The 17,759-nt window shown below is 65.4% G+C and carries 16 protein-coding genes; 8 read left to right on the forward strand and 8 right to left on the reverse strand.

Annotation, left to right across the window (positions count from 1 at the left end):
- Window positions 1–7: 7 nt before the first annotated feature.
- The 4 genes from ACM6UT_RS02030 (at window position 8) to ACM6UT_RS02045 (ending at window position 5,329) form a co-directional block, all read left to right on the forward strand.
- Window positions 8–1,816 carry a potassium/proton antiporter gene (locus tag ACM6UT_RS02030; RefSeq protein ID WP_416795699.1) on the forward strand — a complete coding sequence of 603 codons (1,809 nt, stop codon included), beginning with the start codon at window positions 8–10 and terminating at the stop codon, window positions 1,814–1,816.
- 98 nt (window positions 1,817–1,914) lie between these two features.
- On the forward strand, window positions 1,915–3,117 hold the full coding sequence (locus ACM6UT_RS02035) for a phosphoglycerate kinase (protein WP_416795700.1): 1,203 nt from the start codon (window positions 1,915–1,917) through the stop codon (window positions 3,115–3,117).
- Between the two features lie 304 nt (window positions 3,118–3,421).
- Entirely contained in the window at window positions 3,422–4,318 is an 897-nt protein-coding gene (locus tag ACM6UT_RS02040; RefSeq protein WP_416795701.1) for a fructose bisphosphate aldolase, read from the forward strand.
- A gap of 99 nt (window positions 4,319–4,417) precedes the next feature.
- A complete protein-coding gene (locus tag ACM6UT_RS02045) occupies window positions 4,418–5,329 on the forward strand; it encodes a PhzF family phenazine biosynthesis protein (RefSeq protein ID WP_416795702.1) in 912 nt (303 codons plus the stop codon).
- 4 nt (window positions 5,330–5,333) lie between these two features.
- Here the strand turns inward: ACM6UT_RS02045 and ACM6UT_RS02050 are convergent, their stop codons facing one another.
- Window positions 5,334–5,489 (reverse strand): hypothetical protein, encoded by a 156-nt coding sequence (locus ACM6UT_RS02050; RefSeq protein WP_416795703.1) that lies wholly within the window; start codon window positions 5,487–5,489, stop codon window positions 5,334–5,336.
- A 177-nt stretch (window positions 5,490–5,666) separates the two neighbouring features.
- Between ACM6UT_RS02050 and ACM6UT_RS02055 the strand changes: the two genes are divergently transcribed.
- The 3 genes from ACM6UT_RS02055 to rcdA all read left to right on the forward strand — a co-directional run bounded on the left by ACM6UT_RS02055 (window position 5,667) and on the right by rcdA (window position 8,035).
- Complete coding sequence (locus tag ACM6UT_RS02055) at window positions 5,667–6,950, forward strand: MFS transporter (protein ID WP_416795704.1); 1,284 nt, start codon at window positions 5,667–5,669, stop codon at window positions 6,948–6,950.
- Window positions 6,951–6,953: 3 nt separating this feature from the next.
- On the forward strand, window positions 6,954–7,151 hold the full coding sequence (locus ACM6UT_RS02060) for a DUF1192 domain-containing protein (protein ID WP_416795705.1): 198 nt from the start codon (window positions 6,954–6,956) through the stop codon (window positions 7,149–7,151).
- Window positions 7,152–7,519: 368 nt separating this feature from the next.
- A complete protein-coding gene (rcdA, locus tag ACM6UT_RS02065) occupies window positions 7,520–8,035 on the forward strand; it encodes a protease adaptor protein RcdA (RefSeq protein ID WP_416795706.1) in 516 nt (171 codons plus the stop codon).
- 162 nt (window positions 8,036–8,197) lie between these two features.
- Here rcdA and rpmE read toward each other — a convergent pair whose 3' ends face one another.
- Complete coding sequence (gene rpmE / locus ACM6UT_RS02070; protein ID WP_112689852.1) at window positions 8,198–8,419, reverse strand: 50S ribosomal protein L31; 222 nt, start codon at window positions 8,417–8,419, stop codon at window positions 8,198–8,200.
- Window positions 8,420–8,528: 109 nt separating this feature from the next.
- Between rpmE and ACM6UT_RS02075 the strand changes: the two genes are divergently transcribed.
- Entirely contained in the window at window positions 8,529–10,415 is a 1,887-nt protein-coding gene (locus ACM6UT_RS02075) for an ABC transporter transmembrane domain-containing protein (protein WP_416795707.1), read from the forward strand.
- Between the two features lie 20 nt (window positions 10,416–10,435).
- On the opposite strand, the gene ACM6UT_RS02080 is transcribed toward ACM6UT_RS02075, so the two are convergent.
- The 6 genes from ACM6UT_RS02080 to ACM6UT_RS02105 form a co-directional block, all read right to left on the reverse strand.
- Window positions 10,436–12,079, reverse strand: a complete 1,644-nt coding sequence (locus ACM6UT_RS02080) for an FAD-binding dehydrogenase (protein WP_416795708.1) — start codon at window positions 12,077–12,079, stop codon at window positions 10,436–10,438.
- An 81-nt stretch (window positions 12,080–12,160) separates the two neighbouring features.
- Complete coding sequence (locus ACM6UT_RS02085) at window positions 12,161–13,192, reverse strand: peptidoglycan -binding protein (RefSeq protein WP_416795709.1); 1,032 nt, start codon at window positions 13,190–13,192, stop codon at window positions 12,161–12,163.
- A gap of 3 nt (window positions 13,193–13,195) precedes the next feature.
- A complete protein-coding gene (locus ACM6UT_RS02090; RefSeq protein WP_416795710.1) occupies window positions 13,196–14,227 on the reverse strand; it encodes a flagellar motor protein MotA in 1,032 nt (343 codons plus the stop codon).
- Between the two features lie 100 nt (window positions 14,228–14,327).
- On the reverse strand, window positions 14,328–15,128 hold the full coding sequence (locus ACM6UT_RS02095; RefSeq protein WP_416795711.1) for an inositol monophosphatase family protein: 801 nt from the start codon (window positions 15,126–15,128) through the stop codon (window positions 14,328–14,330).
- Window positions 15,129–15,273: 145 nt separating this feature from the next.
- On the reverse strand, window positions 15,274–16,542 hold the full coding sequence (locus ACM6UT_RS02100; RefSeq protein ID WP_416795712.1) for an MgtC/SapB family protein: 1,269 nt from the start codon (window positions 16,540–16,542) through the stop codon (window positions 15,274–15,276).
- Between the two features lie 107 nt (window positions 16,543–16,649).
- Complete coding sequence (locus ACM6UT_RS02105; RefSeq protein WP_416795713.1) at window positions 16,650–17,756, reverse strand: tetratricopeptide repeat protein; 1,107 nt, start codon at window positions 17,754–17,756, stop codon at window positions 16,650–16,652.
- Window positions 17,757–17,759 lie beyond the last annotated feature (3 nt).

A 17,759-nucleotide genomic window follows, 5' to 3' on the forward strand; every position in this document is an offset into this window, starting at 1 on the left:
TGAGCGGGTGGACGAATTCTATGCGATGACGCTGGTGGGTACGGCGCTGGTCCTCCTGGCGGCGTTTTCGAGCCTGCTCGCCTTCCGCTTCGGCGCTCCGCTCCTCCTGCTCTTCCTGCTGATCGGGCTCGTGACCGGTGTCGACGGCCTCGGCATCGACTTTTCCAACAATTCGCTCGCCTATGCGCTCGGTTCCGTGGCGCTCGCGATCATCCTGTTCGATTCGGGCTACGGCACCTCGCTGCAGTCATTCCGGTTGTCGGCGATCCCGGCATTGATGCTGTCGACGGTCGGCGTGCTGCTCACCGCCTGCCTCTTCGGCGCACTCGCCCATCTGCTGCTCGACTTCTCCTTCCTGGAAGGGGCACTGCTCGGCTCGATCGTCGCCTCCACCGATGCGGCGGCGGTGTTCTTCCTCCTGCGCATCGGGGGGATCAACATCCGCGACCGCGTCCGCTCGACGCTCGAGGTCGAGTCCGGCACCAACGACCCGATGGCGATCTTCCTCACCATGGCGCTGGTTCAGCTCCTGTCCACCGGCAAGGGCTATGCCGGCATCGACATGGCGCTGCTGCGCCTCTTCGTCGAGCAGATGGGGCTCGGCCTCGGCCTCGGGCTGATCGGGGGCGCGGCCATCGTCTTCGTCCTGAAGCGGATATCGGTGGAGCGGGGGCTCGCCCCGATCTTCATGCTGGCGATGGCCATGCTCGTATTCTCCTATACCGGCGCGGTCGGCGGCAGCGGCTTCCTCGCGGTCTACGTGGCCGGCATCTATGCCGGCAGCCAGAAAATTCCGGCCCGCGGCTCGATCACCCGCTTCCAGGACGGCATGACCTGGCTCGCGCAGATCGTCATGTTCCTCGTGCTCGGCCTACTGGCTACCCCTTCACAGTTTCCGCAGATCCTCCTGCCGGCGGTCATCCTCGGCCTGTTCCTGGTGTTCATCGCCCGTCCGCTCGCCGTCTGGCTCTGCCTGCTGCCGTTCGACTATACCCAGCGCGAGACCGCTTTCATCGCCTGGGTCGGCCTGCGCGGCGCGGTATCGATCCTGCTTGCCATCCTGCCGATCCTCGGCGACCTGAAAGACGGGCAGGTGTATTTCAACACCGCCTTCATCGTCGTGATGATCTCGCTTCTCCTGCAGGGCTGGACGATCAAGCCGGTGGCGCGCAGGCTCGGGCTCATCATTCCCCCGCGCATCGGCGCCATCGACAAGCTGGAACTCGACCTGCCCGGCGTCGCCCGCCACGAACTGCTCGCCTACCGTGTCGTTGCCGACAGCCCCGTGCTGCGCGGCGAACGCATTCCCCGTTGGGCGATGCCCTCGCTCGTCATCCGCGACGGCAAGTCGATGCGCTACCAGTATGCCGGCCGGCTCAGGGAGAACGACCAGGTCTATCTCTTCATAGCGCCCGGCTATTCGCGCCTCCTCGACCGCTTGTTCGCCAGCAAGGCGCCGGTGGACGAGAACGACAGCGAGTTCTTCGGCATGTTCGCGATCGCCCCGTCGACCCGTGTCGACAATCTCGACCAAGCCTACGGACCGCTCTCGGTAAACGAGGCAGAGCGCGCGATGTCCGTCGCCGAGCTGATTGAGCAGCGCCTCGGCGGGAGGGCGGACTATGCCGATCGCGTCCGCCTCGGCACGATCGTCCTCATCGTCCGTGACATCGACGAGACGGGACATATGGCCTCGGTCGGCGTGTCGCTCGAACCGGTGGCACCAGCCACCAAGCTGCCGATCTTCCTCAATCTGCGGGAAATTGCCCACGCGCTGCGCGACTATCTCCGCAAGGTCCGCAAGGCGTCCGAGTGAAATTTGCCCCGTCCTCGCCTTGCGTCACGAGGCAGGCGTAGTAATGTCCGGCCCTCACGTTTTAGAACCCCAAAGAGACTGGAGGGACGAGTATCACCATGGCGGCTTTCAAGACACTCGACGATCTGACCGACATCGCCGGCAAGCGCGTACTGGTCCGCGTGGACCTCAACGTTCCGGTGACGGACGGCAAGGTCAGCGACACCACCCGCATCGAGCGCGTGACGCCCACCATTCGCGAACTTTCGCAGAAGGGTGCGAAGGTCATCCTGCTCGCCCATTTCGGCCGGCCGAAGGGTGAACCGGTCGCCGACATGTCGCTCTCGCTGATCGCGCCGGCGGTCGAGGAAGTGCTGGACCAGAGCGTTGCCTTCGCCTCCGACTGCATCGGCGCACCGGCCGCCGACGCCATCGCGAAGATGAACAACGGCGACATCCTGCTCCTCGAAAACACCCGCTTCCACAAGGGCGAGGAAAAGAACACGCCGGAATTCGTGGCCGAGCTCGCAAAGAACGGCGACATCTACGTCAACGACGCCTTCTCCGCCGCCCATCGCGCCCATGCCTCGACGGAGGGCCTCGCCCACCACCTGCCCGCCTATGCCGGCCGCACCATGCAGGCCGAACTCGAAGCGCTCGAAAAGGGCCTCGGCAACCCTGCCCGTCCGGTGGTGGCAATCGTCGGCGGCGCCAAGGTCTCGACCAAGATCGACCTCCTGATGAATCTCGTGAAGAAGGTCGACGCGCTCGTCATCGGCGGCGGCATGGCCAATACCTTCCTCGCCGCGAACGGCACCAATGTCGGCAAGTCGCTCTGCGAGCACGATCTCGCCGAAACCGCAAAGCAGATCATGCTCGAAGCCGCGACCGCCGGCTGCGCCATCGTCCTTCCTTCGGACGGCGTGGTCGCCCGCGAATTCAAGGCCGGCGCCGACAACGAGACGGTCGACATCAATGCGATCCCCGCCGACGCCATGGTCCTCGACGTCGGGCCGAAGTCGGTCGAAGCGGTCAATGCCTGGATCGGCCGTGCAGCGACGCTTGTCTGGAACGGCCCGCTCGGCGCCTTCGAGATCGCGCCCTTCGACAAGGCGACCGTCGCGGCCGCCCGTCATGCGGCCGACTGCACCCGCGAGGGCAAGCTGGTCTCCGTCGCCGGCGGCGGCGACACCGTCTCGGCGCTGAACCATGCCGGCGTCGCCGACGACTTCACCTATGTCTCGACGGCCGGCGGCGCCTTCCTCGAATGGATGGAAGGCAAGGAACTGCCGGGCGTCGCCGTCCTGTCCAGGACGGCCTGACCGCCTTATATGCCACGAGGCGGCGCGGACTTTCCGCATTCCGCGCCGCCGTCGCACCCGGTCCAAAGATTTCAGCCATTTTAAACGATTGAAATAATTTCAATCGTTTCAATCAATTAGACCGGGATTTGCCTTTGGGAAAACTTCTGTTATCGGCCAGTTGCAACCCCGGAAGGAAGGCGAAATAGCCGAACATCCAAGCGATATCGATCCGGGCAATGATCAATTCGGCGTCGCCGATTGGTCGTAACATCAACGAACTACGTGCGCGCGTATCGCGCCATCGTAGGGATAGGAGTGAGATATGGTAGACGCGAAGATGTTGAACAAGATCACCTCTGCACCCGGCTTCATTGCGGCGCTGGATCAAAGCGGTGGTTCAACACCCAAAGCGTTGAGCCTCTACGGCATTTCCGAGTCCGACTATCAGGGTGACGAGGAAATGTTCCGCCTGATGCATGCCATGCGCGTCCGCATCATGACCGCCCCCGCCTTCACCGGCGACAAGGTCATCGGCGCCATCCTGTTCGAGCGGACCATGGACGGCGACGTCGACGGTCAGCCTGTTCCGTCCTATCTGTGGGAAAAGCGCGGCGTCGTGCCCTTCCTCAAGGTCGACAAGGGCCTCGAAGCCGAGCAGAACGGCGTTCAGATGATGAAGGCCATGCCCGATCTCGACGCCCTCCTCATCCGCGGTCGCGACAAGGGCATGTTCGGCACCAAGATGCGCTCGGTGATCGCCCAGGCCGACAAGGCCGGGATTGCCGCCGTCGTCAAGCAGCAGTTCGAGGTCGCACGCCAGATCATCGGCCAGGGCCTCGTCCCGATCGTCGAGCCCGAAGTCTCCATCAAGAGCCCGACCAAGGTCGAGGCTGAGGCCATTCTTCGCGACGAGATCGCCGCACAGCTCGACAAGCTTCCGGCAGGTGAAGCCGTCATGCTGAAGCTGACGATCCCGACGGTCGCCGATTTCTACGCGCCCCTGGTCGCCCACAAGTCGGTCGTCCGCGTCGTCGCCCTTTCCGGCGGCTACACCACGGCGGACGCCTGCGAAAAGCTCAGCCACAACCACGGCATGATCGCGAGCTTCTCGCGCGCGCTGACGGAAAAGCTGCGTGTCACGATGAGCGACGCAGAATTCAACGCGAGCGTGGCCGAAACGATCGATCAGATCTACAACGCAAGCGTCAACAAGGCCTGATACGGCCCGCCTCTTTGTCACGATGACACAAAAGCCCGGCCCGCGCCGGGCTTTTTCGTTATAGGTACGGATGTGGATCGCTGCCAGGGAGTATCAGCCATGCGGGAATGTCCGTTCGTCACCGTCGACGTCTTCACCGAGCACCGCTTTCGCGGCAATCCGCTTGCCGTCGTTCTCTGCGGCAGCAGGCTGACGGCGGAGGAGATGCAGGGCATCGCCGCCGAGTTCGGTTATTCCGAGACGACCTTCCTGCTGCCGGCAGACGACATCGGCAATACCGCGCGGGTGCGGATCTTCACGCCGACCACCGAGGTTCCCTTCGCCGGCCATCCGAATGTCGGCACCGCCTTCGTCGTCGGGCGGCTGGGCCGGATCTTCGGCCAGTCCGTCGGAGAAGCGCTGCGCTTCGAGGAAGAGGCGGGCCTCGTCACCGTCACGCTCCGCAAGGCGGGCGATACCGTGCGCGGGGCGACGATCCGGGCACCGCAGCCGCTTTCGCTCGGCGCGCAGGTTCCGGTGCCGCTTCTCGCCCGCGCCGCAAGCCTCTCCCCGCACGACGTCGTTGCAGACCGCCACGTGCCCCTGTTCGCCTCGGTCGGCCTCAAGTTCGTCGTCGCTGGACTTTCCGATCTCGATGCACTCGGCCGTGCCAAGCCGAACGTCGAGACGCTGGAAGAGATGTGCGCCACCTTTGCCGCGGAGGAGAGCGATTGCCCGCTCTTCCTCTACACCCGTCTCGACGGCGGACATATCCGCGCACGCATGTTCGCGCCGCTCGACAACGTTCCCGAAGACCCGGCGACAGGCAGCGCGTCGGCCGCCCTCGCCGCGCTCCTGACCTCGCTGGAGCCGGCGCCGCACGGTCATTTCAGTTATCTGGTGGAGCAGGGCGTGGAGATGGGACGCACAAGCCACATCCATGTCGCGGCGGAAAAACGCGACGGCCACGTCCACACCGTCGACATCTCCGGCGACTGCGTCGAGGTGATGCGCGGCACGATCTCGGTCTGAGCCGTTACGGGCGGATCAGAAGCACGACGGACCAGATCGCGAAGGCGACGACGGCCAGCTTCCAGAAATCGCTTCGTCTGCGCAGCCCGGGAACCCCGAGCGGCTTGATGAGTTGCACGACCATGGCGAGGATCAGGAACGCGGCGATCGCTTTGGTCATTGCAGGTCCTTGCGGAAGAATCGGAGAAGCGTCATACGGCGGACACTTTTGCTTCTCAAGGACGCCGCGGCAAGACTGATCTTTGACAGGCTGATCTTGCAATCTGTGACGTTTCAGTCGACCACTAGGGCCGACCGACCCTCATGAGCTTCGAACAGAAGGCCGCGAATCGCACCCATGCGCCGTAACTTGCTGCCCGTCCTCGCCCTCCTCCTGGGCACCCTGTTCCTCTTTCTCGGCAATGGTCTGCACGGGCTGCTTCTGCCCGTGCGCGGGTCCGCGGAGGGCTATTCGAACGAGATCCTCGGCCTGCTCGGCACCTCCTGGGCGACCGGCTTCGTGCTCGGCTGCTTCTTCGCGCCGAAGCTGGTCATGCGCGTCGGCCACGTGCGCGCCTTCTCGAGCTTCATCTCGCTGATCGCCATCATCGCGCTTTTGACCGGCATCCAGGTCGACCAGTACTGGTGGGTGCTGCTGAGGGCCGTGACCGGCTTCTGTACGGCCGGCACCTCGATGATCATCGAGAGCTGGCTGAACGAACGGGCGACCAACGAGAGCCGCGGCATGATCTTCTCCTTCTACATCTCGATCACGCTGATCGGGGTGGTCGGAGGGCAGATGCTGATACCGCTCGGCGATCCGTCGACCACCATCCTCTTCATGTTCTGCGGCATCTTCTACTGCCTCGCAATGCTGCCGACGACGCTGTCGACGGCGGCGACGCCGCAGCCGCTGAAATCGGTCAGCCTTGATCTCCGCAGCCTCTACCGCAATTCGCCGATCTCCTTCGTCGGCATTCTGCTGATCGGCATCGCCAACGGCGCCTACGGCACGCTCGGTGCCGTCTTCGGTGCGCGCGCCGGTCTTTCGCCGACAACGATCGCGGTGATGATGAGTCTCACCATCTTCGTCGGCGCGGTGATGCAGTTTCCGGCGGGCAAGCTCTCCGACAGCACCGACCGCCGCTACGTGCTGGCGGCGCTGTCGGGTGTCGCCGCCCTCGCCGCCGTGATCCTGGCGGTCGTCCAGCCGCATGATGCCTATGTGCTGATCGGCTTCGTCGCGCTGTACGGTGCCGCCGCCAACGCGCTCTACCCGATCGCCGTCGCGCATGCGAACGACTTCGCCCGCGCCGATGACTTCGTGAAGGTCTCCGGCGGCCTTCTGCTGCTCTTCGGCATCGGCACGATCATCGGCCCGACGCTCGGCGGACCCGTGATGACGCAACTCGGCCCCTACGCGCTCTTTGCCGTCACCGCGGTGTCGCACGGGCTGCTGACCGCCTACGCCCTATACCGGAGCCGCCTGCGTCCGGCCGTGCCGGCGGAAGAGCGCGATTACGTGCCGAAGATCCCGGTGGGGGCCGCACCGACCAGCACGCCGGAAAGTCTCAATCTCGATCCCCGTGCGGCTCCGCTCGCCGATATCGCGGAGACCGAACCCGCCAGCCAGGAGAGTTAAGCCATGAGCATCAGCGACGACGAGCGTCCGAAGAAGAAGACGGTTCACGAGATCGGTTCCGATCTCTCGATGCTTTCCGCAGACGAGCTGACGGCGCGGATCGCCCTCCTCAAAGAGGAGATCGCCCGGCTCGATGCCGAACGGCAGCGCAAGGAGGCCGGCAAGCTTGCCGCCGAAAGCCTGTTTCGCCCGAAGGTATAGAGGCCGCCTCCCCGGCGTATCGCCGACTGTCGCAAGGAACAACACTTCCGGGAGAAGCGGTTAACTGTTCATTAACTCTTTTTGGTTAATGTAATTACCATCCAGAGCTTCTGGATTCAGGCAGTTTCTCCTCATGGCGAATAGGTCTGATTTTCTCCCTGTTTTACCTTGAGAGCCGCTTTCGCGGCTCTTTTTTTGACCTTATGTCGGGCAATCCGCAAAACTGTGGGAATTAACCTTTTCTTAATATTTGACTTGCGCGTTTAAGCTATTGATAGCATCGTGACGTCATAAGAGCCGGCGGGCATTCTTCGGGAATGCAACAAGATGCGGCCACAAGAGTTATGCGTAAAACAGGGGTGATGACCATGTCGGAAGTCGGTTTGAATACGATCAGCTTTGCCGGTCGCGCTGCCTCTTCGAGCCAGTTCAAGGCGATCTATTCGGAAGGCATGGGGCTGGTCGAGGAGACCGCCGCCTATCTCGACGGTCCCGGACGCTCCGCCGCCAAGGTTCTGCCCCGCATGGCCTCCGTTCTCTACGCAGCCGAATCGATGCGACTGACCACCCGGCTGATGCAGATGGCCTCGTGGTTGCTGCTGCAGCGCGCCGTCAACAACGGCGAGATGAGCCGCGACCAGGTCCTGTCGGAAAAGAGCAAGGTCCGCCTGGACGGCTTCAACGTCGACAAGTCGGCGCCCGGCTGGAACGACCTGCCGGAAGCCTTCCGCGATCTCGTGGAGCGCTCGCTGCGCCTGCAGAACCGCATCGCCCTCCTCGACCGCGAAATCTACCGCCCGGCGGAAGCAGCGGTCGTCCCGGACAACGAGAACAGCGTCAAGGCGCAGCTCGACCTCCTGCGGACTGTCTTCACCACCAACTGAGCGAAGGCAACCGGCACTCCAGACCGTCCCGGCAGGCATCGCCTCGCCGGGATTTTTCGTTTTAGGCGGATAGCCGAGAAGCGCCCCTGCTGCACCAAACCAAACGCAAAAAGCCCGGCGCGAGGCCGGGCTTTGGAAACTGAAGCGGAAGCTTCGAAGCGATCAGAGGCCGAGGCCGCCGAAACGCTTGTTGAACTTCGAAAGGCGGCCGCCGCGGTCCATGAGCTGCTGGTTGCCGCCCGTCCAGGCCGGATGCGACTTCGGGTCGATTTCGAGGTTCATGACAGCGCCTTCCGAACCCCAGGTCGAACGGGTTTCGTATTCGGTGCCGTCGGTCATGACCACCTTGATCATGTGGTATTCGGGATGGATGTCAGCCTTCATAACGATCTTCCTGCTTGTGGCGGAGGAACCGAAAAGCCGCGTTTGCATCTTCGGAACCTATTTAATAAATGAAGCCGTAGTCCCGATCAGGCCACGGCTTCCCAATTCGATGCCGTGCCTATACATGAAGGGCGCAAGGATAACAAGAGCCCCAAGCGCAGGAGCGCGAACGGCGAACGGGAGAAATGCCAAGGTGTCCGACGTGACCGAGCCCGAGTCGAAAAGAAGACGTTCGCTGAAGCCGCTCGGCGGGCTCCTGCCCTACCTGATGCGCTATCGGAGCATGGTCGCCGCCGCCCTTTTCTTCCTGGCGCTCGCCGCGGGAACGACGCTCGCGCTGCCGCTCGCCGTCCGGCGGATGATCGACCACGGCTTCAGCGGTGCCGATCGCGGCTTCATCAACAGCTATTTCGGCATGCTGGTGGTCATGGCGGTGCTGCTCGCCCTCGCCAGCGCCATGCGCTACTATTACGTCATCTCGATCGGCGAACGGGTCGTCTCCGACCTCCGGCGCGCCGTCTTCGAGCACGTGACGCGGCTTTCGCCCTCCTTCTTCGACGTCAACCAGTCCGGCGAGATCGTCTCGCGGCTGACCGCCGACACCACGCAGATCAAGTCGGCGGTCGGTGCAAGCGCGTCTCTGGCGCTTCGAAACTCCATCCTCTGTCTCGGCGCCGTGGGCATGATGATCTACACCAGCCCGCGGCTTTCGGTTCTCGTCCTCATCGCCATACCGGTGATCGTCTTCCCGCTGGTCGGTTTCGGCCGGTCGGTGCGCAAACGCTCCCGCGCGGCACAGGACACGCTTGCCGCGGCGACCGCCTATGCAAGCGAGACGATCGGCGCGACGCGCACGCTGCAGGCCTTCAACGGCGAGGCGATCGCGACCGCCCGCTACGGCGATGCGGTGGAAAGCGCCTACGATGCCGCCCGCACCGCGATTCGCTCCCGCGCCTTCCTGACCGGCTTTGCGATCACCCTCGTCTTCGGCAGTGTCGTCGCGGTCCTCTGGTACGGGGCGCAGAGCGTGCTCGCCGGAACGCTGAGCGCGGGCACGCTCGGCCAGTTTCTGCTCTATTCGGTGATTGCCGCCGGCGCGCTCGGATCTCTCTCGGAAGTCTGGGGCGAACTCGCCCAGGCCGGCGGTGCCGCCGAACGGCTGATGGAACTGCTGCACGAGGAACCGGCGATCGCCGCCCCTGCCTCGCCCAAGACGCTTCCCGAACCGGCGATCGGCCGGGTAGAATTCGACAACATCCATTTCTCCTATCCGAGCCATCCGGACCGTTCGGCGCTGAAAGGCCTGAGCTTCAAGGTCGAGCCGGGGGAGACCGTGGCGATCGTCGGCCCGTCCGGCGCCGGCAAGAGCACCGTCTTCTCGCTGATGCTGCGCTTCTACGATCCGGTGAGCGGCGCAGTCAGGCTCGACGGGCTCGATGTTCGCGAGGTCGCGCCCGACGCGCTGCGCGCCCGTATCGCCATCGTCCCGCAGGACGTCACGATCTTCGCCTCCACGATCCACGACAACATCGCCTTCGGATCACCGAACGCAAGCCGCGCCGAGGTGATCGCCGCGACGGAGGCCGCGCAGGCGCGGGAGTTCATCGACCGCCTGGAGAAGGGTTTCGATACCCAGGTCGGCGAACGCGGCATCACGCTTTCCGGCGGCCAGCGGCAGCGGATCGCGATCGCCCGTGCCCTGCTGAAGAACGCGCCGCTGCTGCTGCTCGACGAAGCGACCTCGGCGCTCGACGCCGAAAGCGAGACGCTGGTCCAGAAGGCGCTCGACGGGCTGATGCAGAACCGGACGACGATCGTCATCGCCCACCGGCTCGCGACCGTGCTCAAGGCCGACCGCATCCTCGTGCTCGACGACGGCCGCATCGCCGAGGAAGGCACGCACCAGAGCCTCATCCGCGAGGGCGGGCTCTATGCAAAGCTCGCCCGCCTGCAGTTCGAGACCGGGGCGCAGGACCTCGGCGCCGCCGCCAAGTAGCGACGCCTCGTCTTCTCGCGTCAGGCCCCGACCGAGCGGCCGGCGACGCGCCCGGAAAACAGGCAGCCGCCGAGGAAAGTGCCCTCGAGCGCATTGTAGCCGTGCATGCCGCCGCCACCGAAACCGGAAACCTCACCGGCGGCATAGAGGCCGGGGATCGCCTCGTCGTTTGCGCCGAGCACCCGCGCATGGAGATCCGTGTGCAGGCCGCCGAGCGTCTTGCGCGTCAGCACGTGCAGCCGAACGCCGATCAGCGGTCCGGCTTTCGGGTCGAGGAGCCGGTGCGGCTTCGCGGTGCGCATGAACCTGTCACCGAGATATTTGCGGGCGCCGTGGATCGCGGTGATCTGGGCATCCTTGTTGAAGGGATTGTCGAGTTCCCGGTCGCGGGCCTCGATCTGCGCGCGGACGTGCTGCACGCCGAGGCGGTGTTCGCCGGTCAGCTCGTTCATGCCGGCGACGAGGTCCTCGAGGTTGTCGCGGACGACGAAATCCTCGCCCTTGTCCATGAAGGCCTGCACCGGCCCCGGCGGATTGCGACCAAGGCGCGAGAGAAGAAGACGGATGTCCTTGCCGGTCAAATCCGGGTTCTGCTCCGAGCCGGAGAGCGCGAACTCACGCTTGATGATCGCCTTGGTGAGGATGAACCAGCTGTATTCGTGACCGCGCGCACGGATCGCCCTCAGCGTCGCCAGTGTATCGAAGCCCGGCATCGCCGGCGCCTGGAAGCGATTGCCGTCGGCATCGCACCAGAAGGAGGACGGCCCCGGCAGGATGCGGATGCCGTGGTTCGGCCAGATCGGATCGTAGTTCCGGAGGCCTTCGGTGTAGTGCCACATGCGGTCGCCGTTGACGATCCGTCCGCCGGCGCTCTGGGCGATCGCCAGCATGCGGCCGTCGACATAGGCCGGCACGCCGGCGACCATGGATTTCGGCGCCGGGCCGAGCCGGTCGACCGGCCAGCTCTTGCGCACGAGGTCGTGATTACCGCCGATGCCGCCTGAGGCGACGATCACCGCACCTGCGCTGATCTCGAACTCGCCGACGGGATGGCGTGAACTCGCGCCGCCGCGCTGAATGGTATCCGCCTTGAGGATCGTACCCTGCGCGCCCGTGACGGCGCCGTTGGTGACGATCAGGCGGTCGACCTGATGACGGAAACGGAAGACGATGCGGCCGGCAGCCTCGGCGGCGCGGGCGCGGCGGATGAAGGGCTCGATGACCGCCGGCCCGGTTCCCCAGGTGACGTGGAAGCGCGGCACAGAATTGCCGTGGCCAGCGGCAAGCGAGCCCCCGCGCTCTGCCCATCCGACAACCGGAAACCAGCGCATCCCTTGCCTGTGCAGCCATTCGCGCTTTTCGCCGGCAGCAAATTGCAGGTAGGCCTCCGCCCACAGCCGCGGCCAGTGGTCCTCCGGACGGTCGAAGCCGGCCGAGCCGAGCCAATCCTGCCGTGCGAGCTCATAGCTGTCGCGGATGCGCATCCGGCGCTGTTCGGGACTGTCGACGAAGAAGAGGCCCCCGAGCGACCAGAAGGCCTGGCCTCCGAGGTTCTGCTCGCCCTCCTGGTCGAGGATGCAGGTCCTGAGCCCGCGATCCGCCGCCTCCGTCGCGGCGACGAGCCCGGCAAGTCCGCCCCCGATCACCAATACGTCGAAATCCATCGTCTGCCCCTCCCCGCGCACGTTCTTACTTTTACGAACACGTAAAGGTTTGACAACCCCGCCCCCGTGGAGGCAAGCGGCTTATCGCTCGGTGAGCTTCAGCTCGATGCGCCGGTTCTGGGAGCGTGCGTCGGGGCTGTCGCCCTCGGCGATCGGCTGGAATTCGCCGAAGCCGGCAGCGACCAGCCGGTTGGCCGGCACGCCGCGGGAGATCAGGAATTTGACGACGGCGATGGCGCGCGCCGAAGAAAGCTCCCAGTTGTCGGCATAGCGGCCGGTGCCGAGCAGCGGCACGTTGTCGGTATGGCCGTCGACGCGCAGCACCCAATTGATCTCCGCCGGGATTTCCTTGGCGAGATCGATGAGCGCGGCCGCGAGCTTCGCCATCTCGACTTCGCCTTCGGGGTTGAGGTTGCTGCTGCCGGACGGGAAGAGCACCTCCGACTGGAAGACGAAGCGGTCGCCGACGATGCGGATGTTCTCGCGGTCGGAGAGAATTTCGCGCAGCCGGCCGAAAAAGTCGGACCGATAGCGATTGAGCTCCTGCACGCGCTGGGCGAGAGCGACGTTGAGGCGGCGCCCGAGATCGGCAATCTTCGCCTGCGACGTCTGGTCCTTGGCCTCGGAGGCCTGCAGCGCCTGTTCGACGGCGGCGATCTGCGCCCGAAGCGCGGCGATCTGCTGGTTCAGCAGTTCCACCTGGCTCAGCGCCCGGGCGCTGACTTCCTTCTCCTGATCGAGTTGCTGGTTGAGCGTGCCGATGCGGCTGTTGGCGGCCTCCGCCGAACCGGCGCCGCTCGCGAGAAGCTGCTGCAGGCGGCTGCGCTCGCTCTCGGACGTGGCGAGCGACGACTGGAGGGTCGCGAGCGTGTCTTCGAGATCCTGCTTGCCGCTCTTTTCGAGCGCCAGCAGTTCGGTGAGCTCGGCAATCTGGCTGTTCAGCCGGTTGAGCACCTCGTCCTTGCCGGAAATCTCACGACTCAGGATGAACTGCGCCAGCACGAAGACGGTAAGCAGGAACATGATGGCGAGAAGCAGCGTCGAGAGCGCATCGACGAAGCCCGGCCAGTAGTCGACGCCGCGTTCCCGGCGGCGGTTGCGCGCAAGGGCCATCGGTTACTCGTCCCCGCCCATCTTGTCGTTCAAGCGCTCGAGGACCTTGCGCATGGCGCGGGCGTCTTCCTGCTGCTGTTCGATCCAATCGCGCAGCATCTGCTGCTCGTTGCGCATGTTCTTCACGAGGCCCTGGATGCCCTCGGCGAGGTTTGCGACGGCGGCGACGGACCGCTCGTTGCTGGCGCCGGCCTGCTGGGTCATCAGCTTGTGCATCTGACCGATCAGCCGTTTCATGTCGTCGGAGGAGACGGCCGGCGTTTCGGCGATCATGAGGTCGGAGCCGACATCCGTCACCGAGGAGAGCCAGTTCTCGAGCTCGGTGTAGAAACGGTTCTGCGCGCGCCCCGCCTGCAGGTCGAGGAAGCCGAGGATGAGCGAACCGGAAAGCCCGAGCAGCGAGGACGAAAACGCCGTGCCCATGCCGCTCAGCGGCCCGGTGAGCCCGTTCTTCAGCGCTTGCAGGACGTCGGCGCTGTCGCCGGACGTCGGGTCGAGAGACTGGATGACCGCGGTGATCGAGCTGATGGTGCCGAGCAGGCCCCAGAAGGTGCCGAGCAGGCCGAGGAAGACGAGGAGCCCGATCAGGTAGCGGGACGTGTCCCGCGACTCGTCGAGCCGCGTGGCGATCGAATCGAGGATGGAGCGCAGCGAGGCCGTCGAGATCGCAAGGTCGCGCCGGCTGCCGATCAGCGAACGCACCGGCGCAAGCAGGCGCGGCTCACGCCCGACCTTGTCGGCGCTGCCGGCGGCGAGGAAGGAATTGAACCAGCGCACTTCCGGCCGCAGCGCCAGGACATGATTGAAGACGAGGATGACCCCCACGGCGAGAACGCCGAGGATGAGCCCGTTCAGCCCAGGATTGGTGACGAAGGCCGCATGGGCCTGCCGGTAGAGAATAGCGGTGATGAAGCCCACGATGATCAGGAAGATCAGCATGGTGGTGAAGAAGGGCATCGGGCTCGAGAGCTTGTGCTCGTAGTTCCCAGTCCCCGTCTCGGCCACTTCCAGGTCCGCCAGCTTCACTTTCACCATATTGTCCTCAGCCTCCCGGGATCGTGCTGCGGGAGGCTAGTGGAAAATTGAGACGAATTGAAGGGGAAAGCGCCCGCCGACCACAGCCGGCGACACGGTGTCAGGCTTTCGGCACCGGACGGCCGATGACCTCGAGGAGCGCCTTCTGGATGTACTCGTTGCCGGCGACGACGGTGCCGGTCGTCAGCATGTCGGTGCCGCCGTCGGTATCGCTGCTGAAACCGCCCGCCTCGCGGATGAGGATGAGGCCGGCCGCGATGTCCCAGGCGTTGAGGTGGGTTTCCCAGAAACCGTCGAAGCGGCCCGCCGCGACATAGGCAAGGTCGAGGGCGGCCGCTCCGATGCGGCGCACGCCCGAGACTTCGCCCATCACGTGGCGCAGCTCCAGCAGGAACTTGCCGTGATTCGACTTGCCGAGGTGCGGGATGCCGCAGCCGATGACGCAGTCGGAGAGCGTCTTGCGGGCCGCGACCCGGATGCGGCGGTCGTTGAGGAAAGCGCCGCCGCCGCGCTCGGCGGTGAAGAGCTCGTCAGTCGCCGGATTGAAGACGACGCCGGCGACGACCTCGCCATTGCGTTCGAGCGCGATCGAGACGGCGAACTGCGGAATGCCGTGGAGGAAGTTGGTGGTGCCGTCCAGCGGATCGACGAGCCAGCGGTGGGAGCCGTCGGTGCCGATGATCTCCTCGCCTTCCTCGCCGAGGAAGCCGTAGGTCGGACGCGCCTTCATGAGCTCTTCCTTGACGATCTTCTCCGCACGGAAATCGGCCTGAGAGACGAAGTCACCGGGCCCCTTGACGGAGACCTGCAGGTTCTGGACCTCGCCGAAATCGCGCGCCAGCGACTTGCCGGCCTTGAGCGCGGCCTGAACCATGACATTGAGAAGAGCTGAACGGGCCATTTCGGTGTTTTTCCTTGAAATTTGCGGCGAGGCGCGCGGCTTCGGTGAGCGGCAGCGCCTGAAGGATCGCGGAGCCGGTTCAAGACCACAAAAATCGCCGGAATTCAAGGGGCTTTGGGCCACCATCGCGGTCAAGCGGCGGCCTTCAGGATGCCAATGGCGCGAGGAGGACGGCCGAAGCGGCGAGCGAGGCGAGGATCGAGGCTGTCCAGAGATGGCGGCTGAAGGCGCCGCCGGCAAGCGCCGAGGCATAGACCGCCTTGGCTGCGATGTTGGCGAGCACGGCGACGCCGATCGCCTCGACGGCTGTTTCCCGGTCGAGCGTCGGAAGCATCCCGGCGACGGCAACCGTCGTGGCGTCGATATCGGCGAGCCCCGTCAGACCCGCCGCGAGGATGAGGCCGGTCGCACCGAAATAAGTGGCGGCGGCGCGCGCGAGGAAGGCGACGGCGACGAGGAGGACTGCCATCTTGGCGACCGCCGAGAGTTCGAAAGGGTTCTGTGGCATCCGTGCGCCGTCCCCTGACGGAACGCGCGCGGCAAGCACGAGCGCGTAAACCGTCATCACGGCGCCGCCGACGCCGAGCGGCGGCAGGAGCGAAGGCAGCAGCGACGGTGCGAGCGTTCCGACGAGAAAGGCGGTGCGGGCGAGCGACACCGCACCCGCCGCGATCACCCCGGCGGCAAGCGTGCGGCTCGTCTCTCCCTCCGCCGCCCGCCGGGCGAAGGCGATGGTGGTGCCGGTCGAGGAGACGAGCCCGCCGACCGCACCGGCGAGCAGGTCGCCCCGCGACGGCCCGAGGATGCGGACGGCGACATAGCCGGCGAAGGAGATGGAGGCGAGCGTGATGGCGACCAGCACGAGGCTCGCCGGAGAGACGCCGCCGAAGGGGCCGACCGGCTCTTTGGGGATGACCGGCAGAAGCACGAAGGTCATGGCGAGCAGGATGACGGCGGAGCGCAATTCCACCCATTGCAGGCGCTGGATCGCCTCGTGGAGAAACTGCCTGGCCGCGAGGATCGCAAGCAGCGCGACGCCACCGGCCGAGGCGAGCGTCATGTCGCCGAGCACGGCCACGACGCCGAGGCCGAAGGTGAGCATGGCGGCGACAACGGAGGTCACACTGAAGGTTTTGGAGGCGATCGCCTCGCGCAACTCGAAAACGGCGACCACCAGCGTCATGGCGACGAGGAAGCCGATGACGGCGAGCCCCGATCCCGCGCCCCCGGAAGGAAGGTACTTTTCCACGAGGCCGGCGACGCCGCCGGTCATACCGATCATCGTGAAGGTGCGGATGCCGGCGGACCGGGCGCCTTCGGGCTCGTCCTTCGCGCGCCAGTGGCGCTCGACGCCGACGGCCGCCCCGATCGCGATCGCCAGTCCAAGCCGCTGATAGAGTTCGATCTCGTCCATCCCGCCCCCTGGCACCGGCGACCTGCCCGTTCGATTCGGAACATGGCATTCCGCCGCCGCGGCCGCCAGCTGAAATATCGGGTTTCCGAGTCGGCCGGACGGGGCGTTCAGCCGCGGCGGAAGTTGTTCGCGGCTTCGATCGCCTTCTTCTGCTGTTCGTCGGTCAGTCCGAGATAGAAGTCCTCGAGCGCCGGGTCCTTGAGCCCCGCGCGGCGCGAAAGGACGTACCACTTCGCCGCCTCGACGGGATCGGGGCGCGTGCCGAGCGCATTGACGTAGAGATGTGCAAGACGGTTCTGCGCGACGACGTTGCCGTGTCTGGCGGCGATGCCCAGCCAAGTGAAGCCTTCGTCGTAGTTCCGCTCGCCGCCGATGCCGTTCACCAGCCAGATTCCCATGTCGAGCTGGGCGGTGTCGAAGCCGGCGCGCGCGGCCCTTTGCAGCCAGTAGCGGGCCTTCGACTTCTTCTCCTCTGGAAGATCCTTGAGCGCGTTATAGACCTGCGCGACAGCGTACTGCGCGTCGGCGATCCCCTGCTCGGCAGATTTCTCGTAGAAGGGCAGCGCAAGCTTCAGGCCCTTGTCACCCGGATTGTCGGAGACGAGCGTCTGTGCCCAGTTGAACTGCGCGGAGGCGTTGCCGGCCTCCGCGGCCTTGCGCATGTATTCGTCGGCCTTGGCTTTGTCGCGCGGGACATCGCGTCCCTCCATGAGGAGAAGCGCATACTTGAACATCGCCGCCGGATCGCCGCCCGCCGCCGCCTGCCCATACCAGAAGGCTGCGGCCTTCTCGTCGCGCTTCACCCCGAAGCCGCGCGAGGTCATCTCGGCGATCAGCGTCTGCGCCGCCGGATCGCCGAGCTGCGCGCGCGGCAGCGCCTTGTCGATCGCAGTGAGATAGAGCCCGCGCTGGAAGGCGCCGTAGGCCTCGTCGACAGGTCCCTTGTATTCGGGCTCGGGCGGCAGATCGGGAAGCGGCGCTCCCATGCGTTCGAAAAGGGTGAGCCCCTTCGATGACGATTCGGTTTCGCCCTGGGCTGTCCCTTTGCCGGAGGTCGGACGGTCGCCACGCTCCAGCTTGCCCGCGTCCGCCGGCAGCGGGCGGGTGAGCGCCTCATCCTTGCCCTGCGCCCGGACGGGCGCGGCATAACCGCTCCAGAGCGCAATGGAGACCGACGAGATCAGGATGCCGAGAGAATGTCGAATGAACCGCATGAC

It is taken from the genome of Ciceribacter azotifigens, from assembly GCF_048159625.1.
GTDB classification, from domain to species: domain Bacteria; phylum Pseudomonadota; class Alphaproteobacteria; order Rhizobiales; family Rhizobiaceae; genus Allorhizobium; species Allorhizobium azotifigens.

Excerpts from the sequence above, each read along its gene's own strand:
- ACM6UT_RS02035 (WP_416795700.1), top strand. The coding sequence starts at position 1,915 with ATGGCGGCTTTCAAGACACTCGACGATCTGACCGACATCGCCGGCAAG.
- ACM6UT_RS02040 (WP_416795701.1), top strand. The coding sequence starts at position 3,422 with ATGGTAGACGCGAAGATGTTGAACAAGATCACCTCTGCACCCGGCTTC.
- ACM6UT_RS02045 (WP_416795702.1), top strand. The coding sequence starts at position 4,418 with ATGCGGGAATGTCCGTTCGTCACCGTCGACGTCTTCACCGAGCACCGC.
- ACM6UT_RS02050 (WP_416795703.1), bottom strand. The coding sequence starts at position 5,489 with ATGACCAAAGCGATCGCCGCGTTCCTGATCCTCGCCATGGTCGTGCAA.
- ACM6UT_RS02055 (WP_416795704.1), top strand. The coding sequence starts at position 5,667 with ATGCGCCGTAACTTGCTGCCCGTCCTCGCCCTCCTCCTGGGCACCCTG.
- ACM6UT_RS02060 (WP_416795705.1), top strand. The coding sequence starts at position 6,954 with ATGAGCATCAGCGACGACGAGCGTCCGAAGAAGAAGACGGTTCACGAG.
- rcdA (WP_416795706.1), top strand. The coding sequence starts at position 7,520 with ATGTCGGAAGTCGGTTTGAATACGATCAGCTTTGCCGGTCGCGCTGCC.
- rpmE (WP_112689852.1), bottom strand. The coding sequence starts at position 8,419 with ATGAAGGCTGACATCCATCCCGAATACCACATGATCAAGGTGGTCATG.
- ACM6UT_RS02075 (WP_416795707.1), top strand. The coding sequence starts at position 8,529 with ATGCCGTGCCTATACATGAAGGGCGCAAGGATAACAAGAGCCCCAAGC.
- ACM6UT_RS02080 (WP_416795708.1), bottom strand. The coding sequence starts at position 12,079 with ATGGATTTCGACGTATTGGTGATCGGGGGCGGACTTGCCGGGCTCGTC.
- ACM6UT_RS02085 (WP_416795709.1), bottom strand. The coding sequence starts at position 13,192 with ATGGCCCTTGCGCGCAACCGCCGCCGGGAACGCGGCGTCGACTACTGG.
- ACM6UT_RS02090 (WP_416795710.1), bottom strand. The coding sequence starts at position 14,227 with ATGGTGAAAGTGAAGCTGGCGGACCTGGAAGTGGCCGAGACGGGGACT.
- ACM6UT_RS02095 (WP_416795711.1), bottom strand. The coding sequence starts at position 15,128 with ATGGCCCGTTCAGCTCTTCTCAATGTCATGGTTCAGGCCGCGCTCAAG.
- ACM6UT_RS02100 (WP_416795712.1), bottom strand. The coding sequence starts at position 16,542 with ATGGACGAGATCGAACTCTATCAGCGGCTTGGACTGGCGATCGCGATC.
- ACM6UT_RS02105 (WP_416795713.1), bottom strand. The coding sequence starts at position 17,756 with ATGCGGTTCATTCGACATTCTCTCGGCATCCTGATCTCGTCGGTCTCC.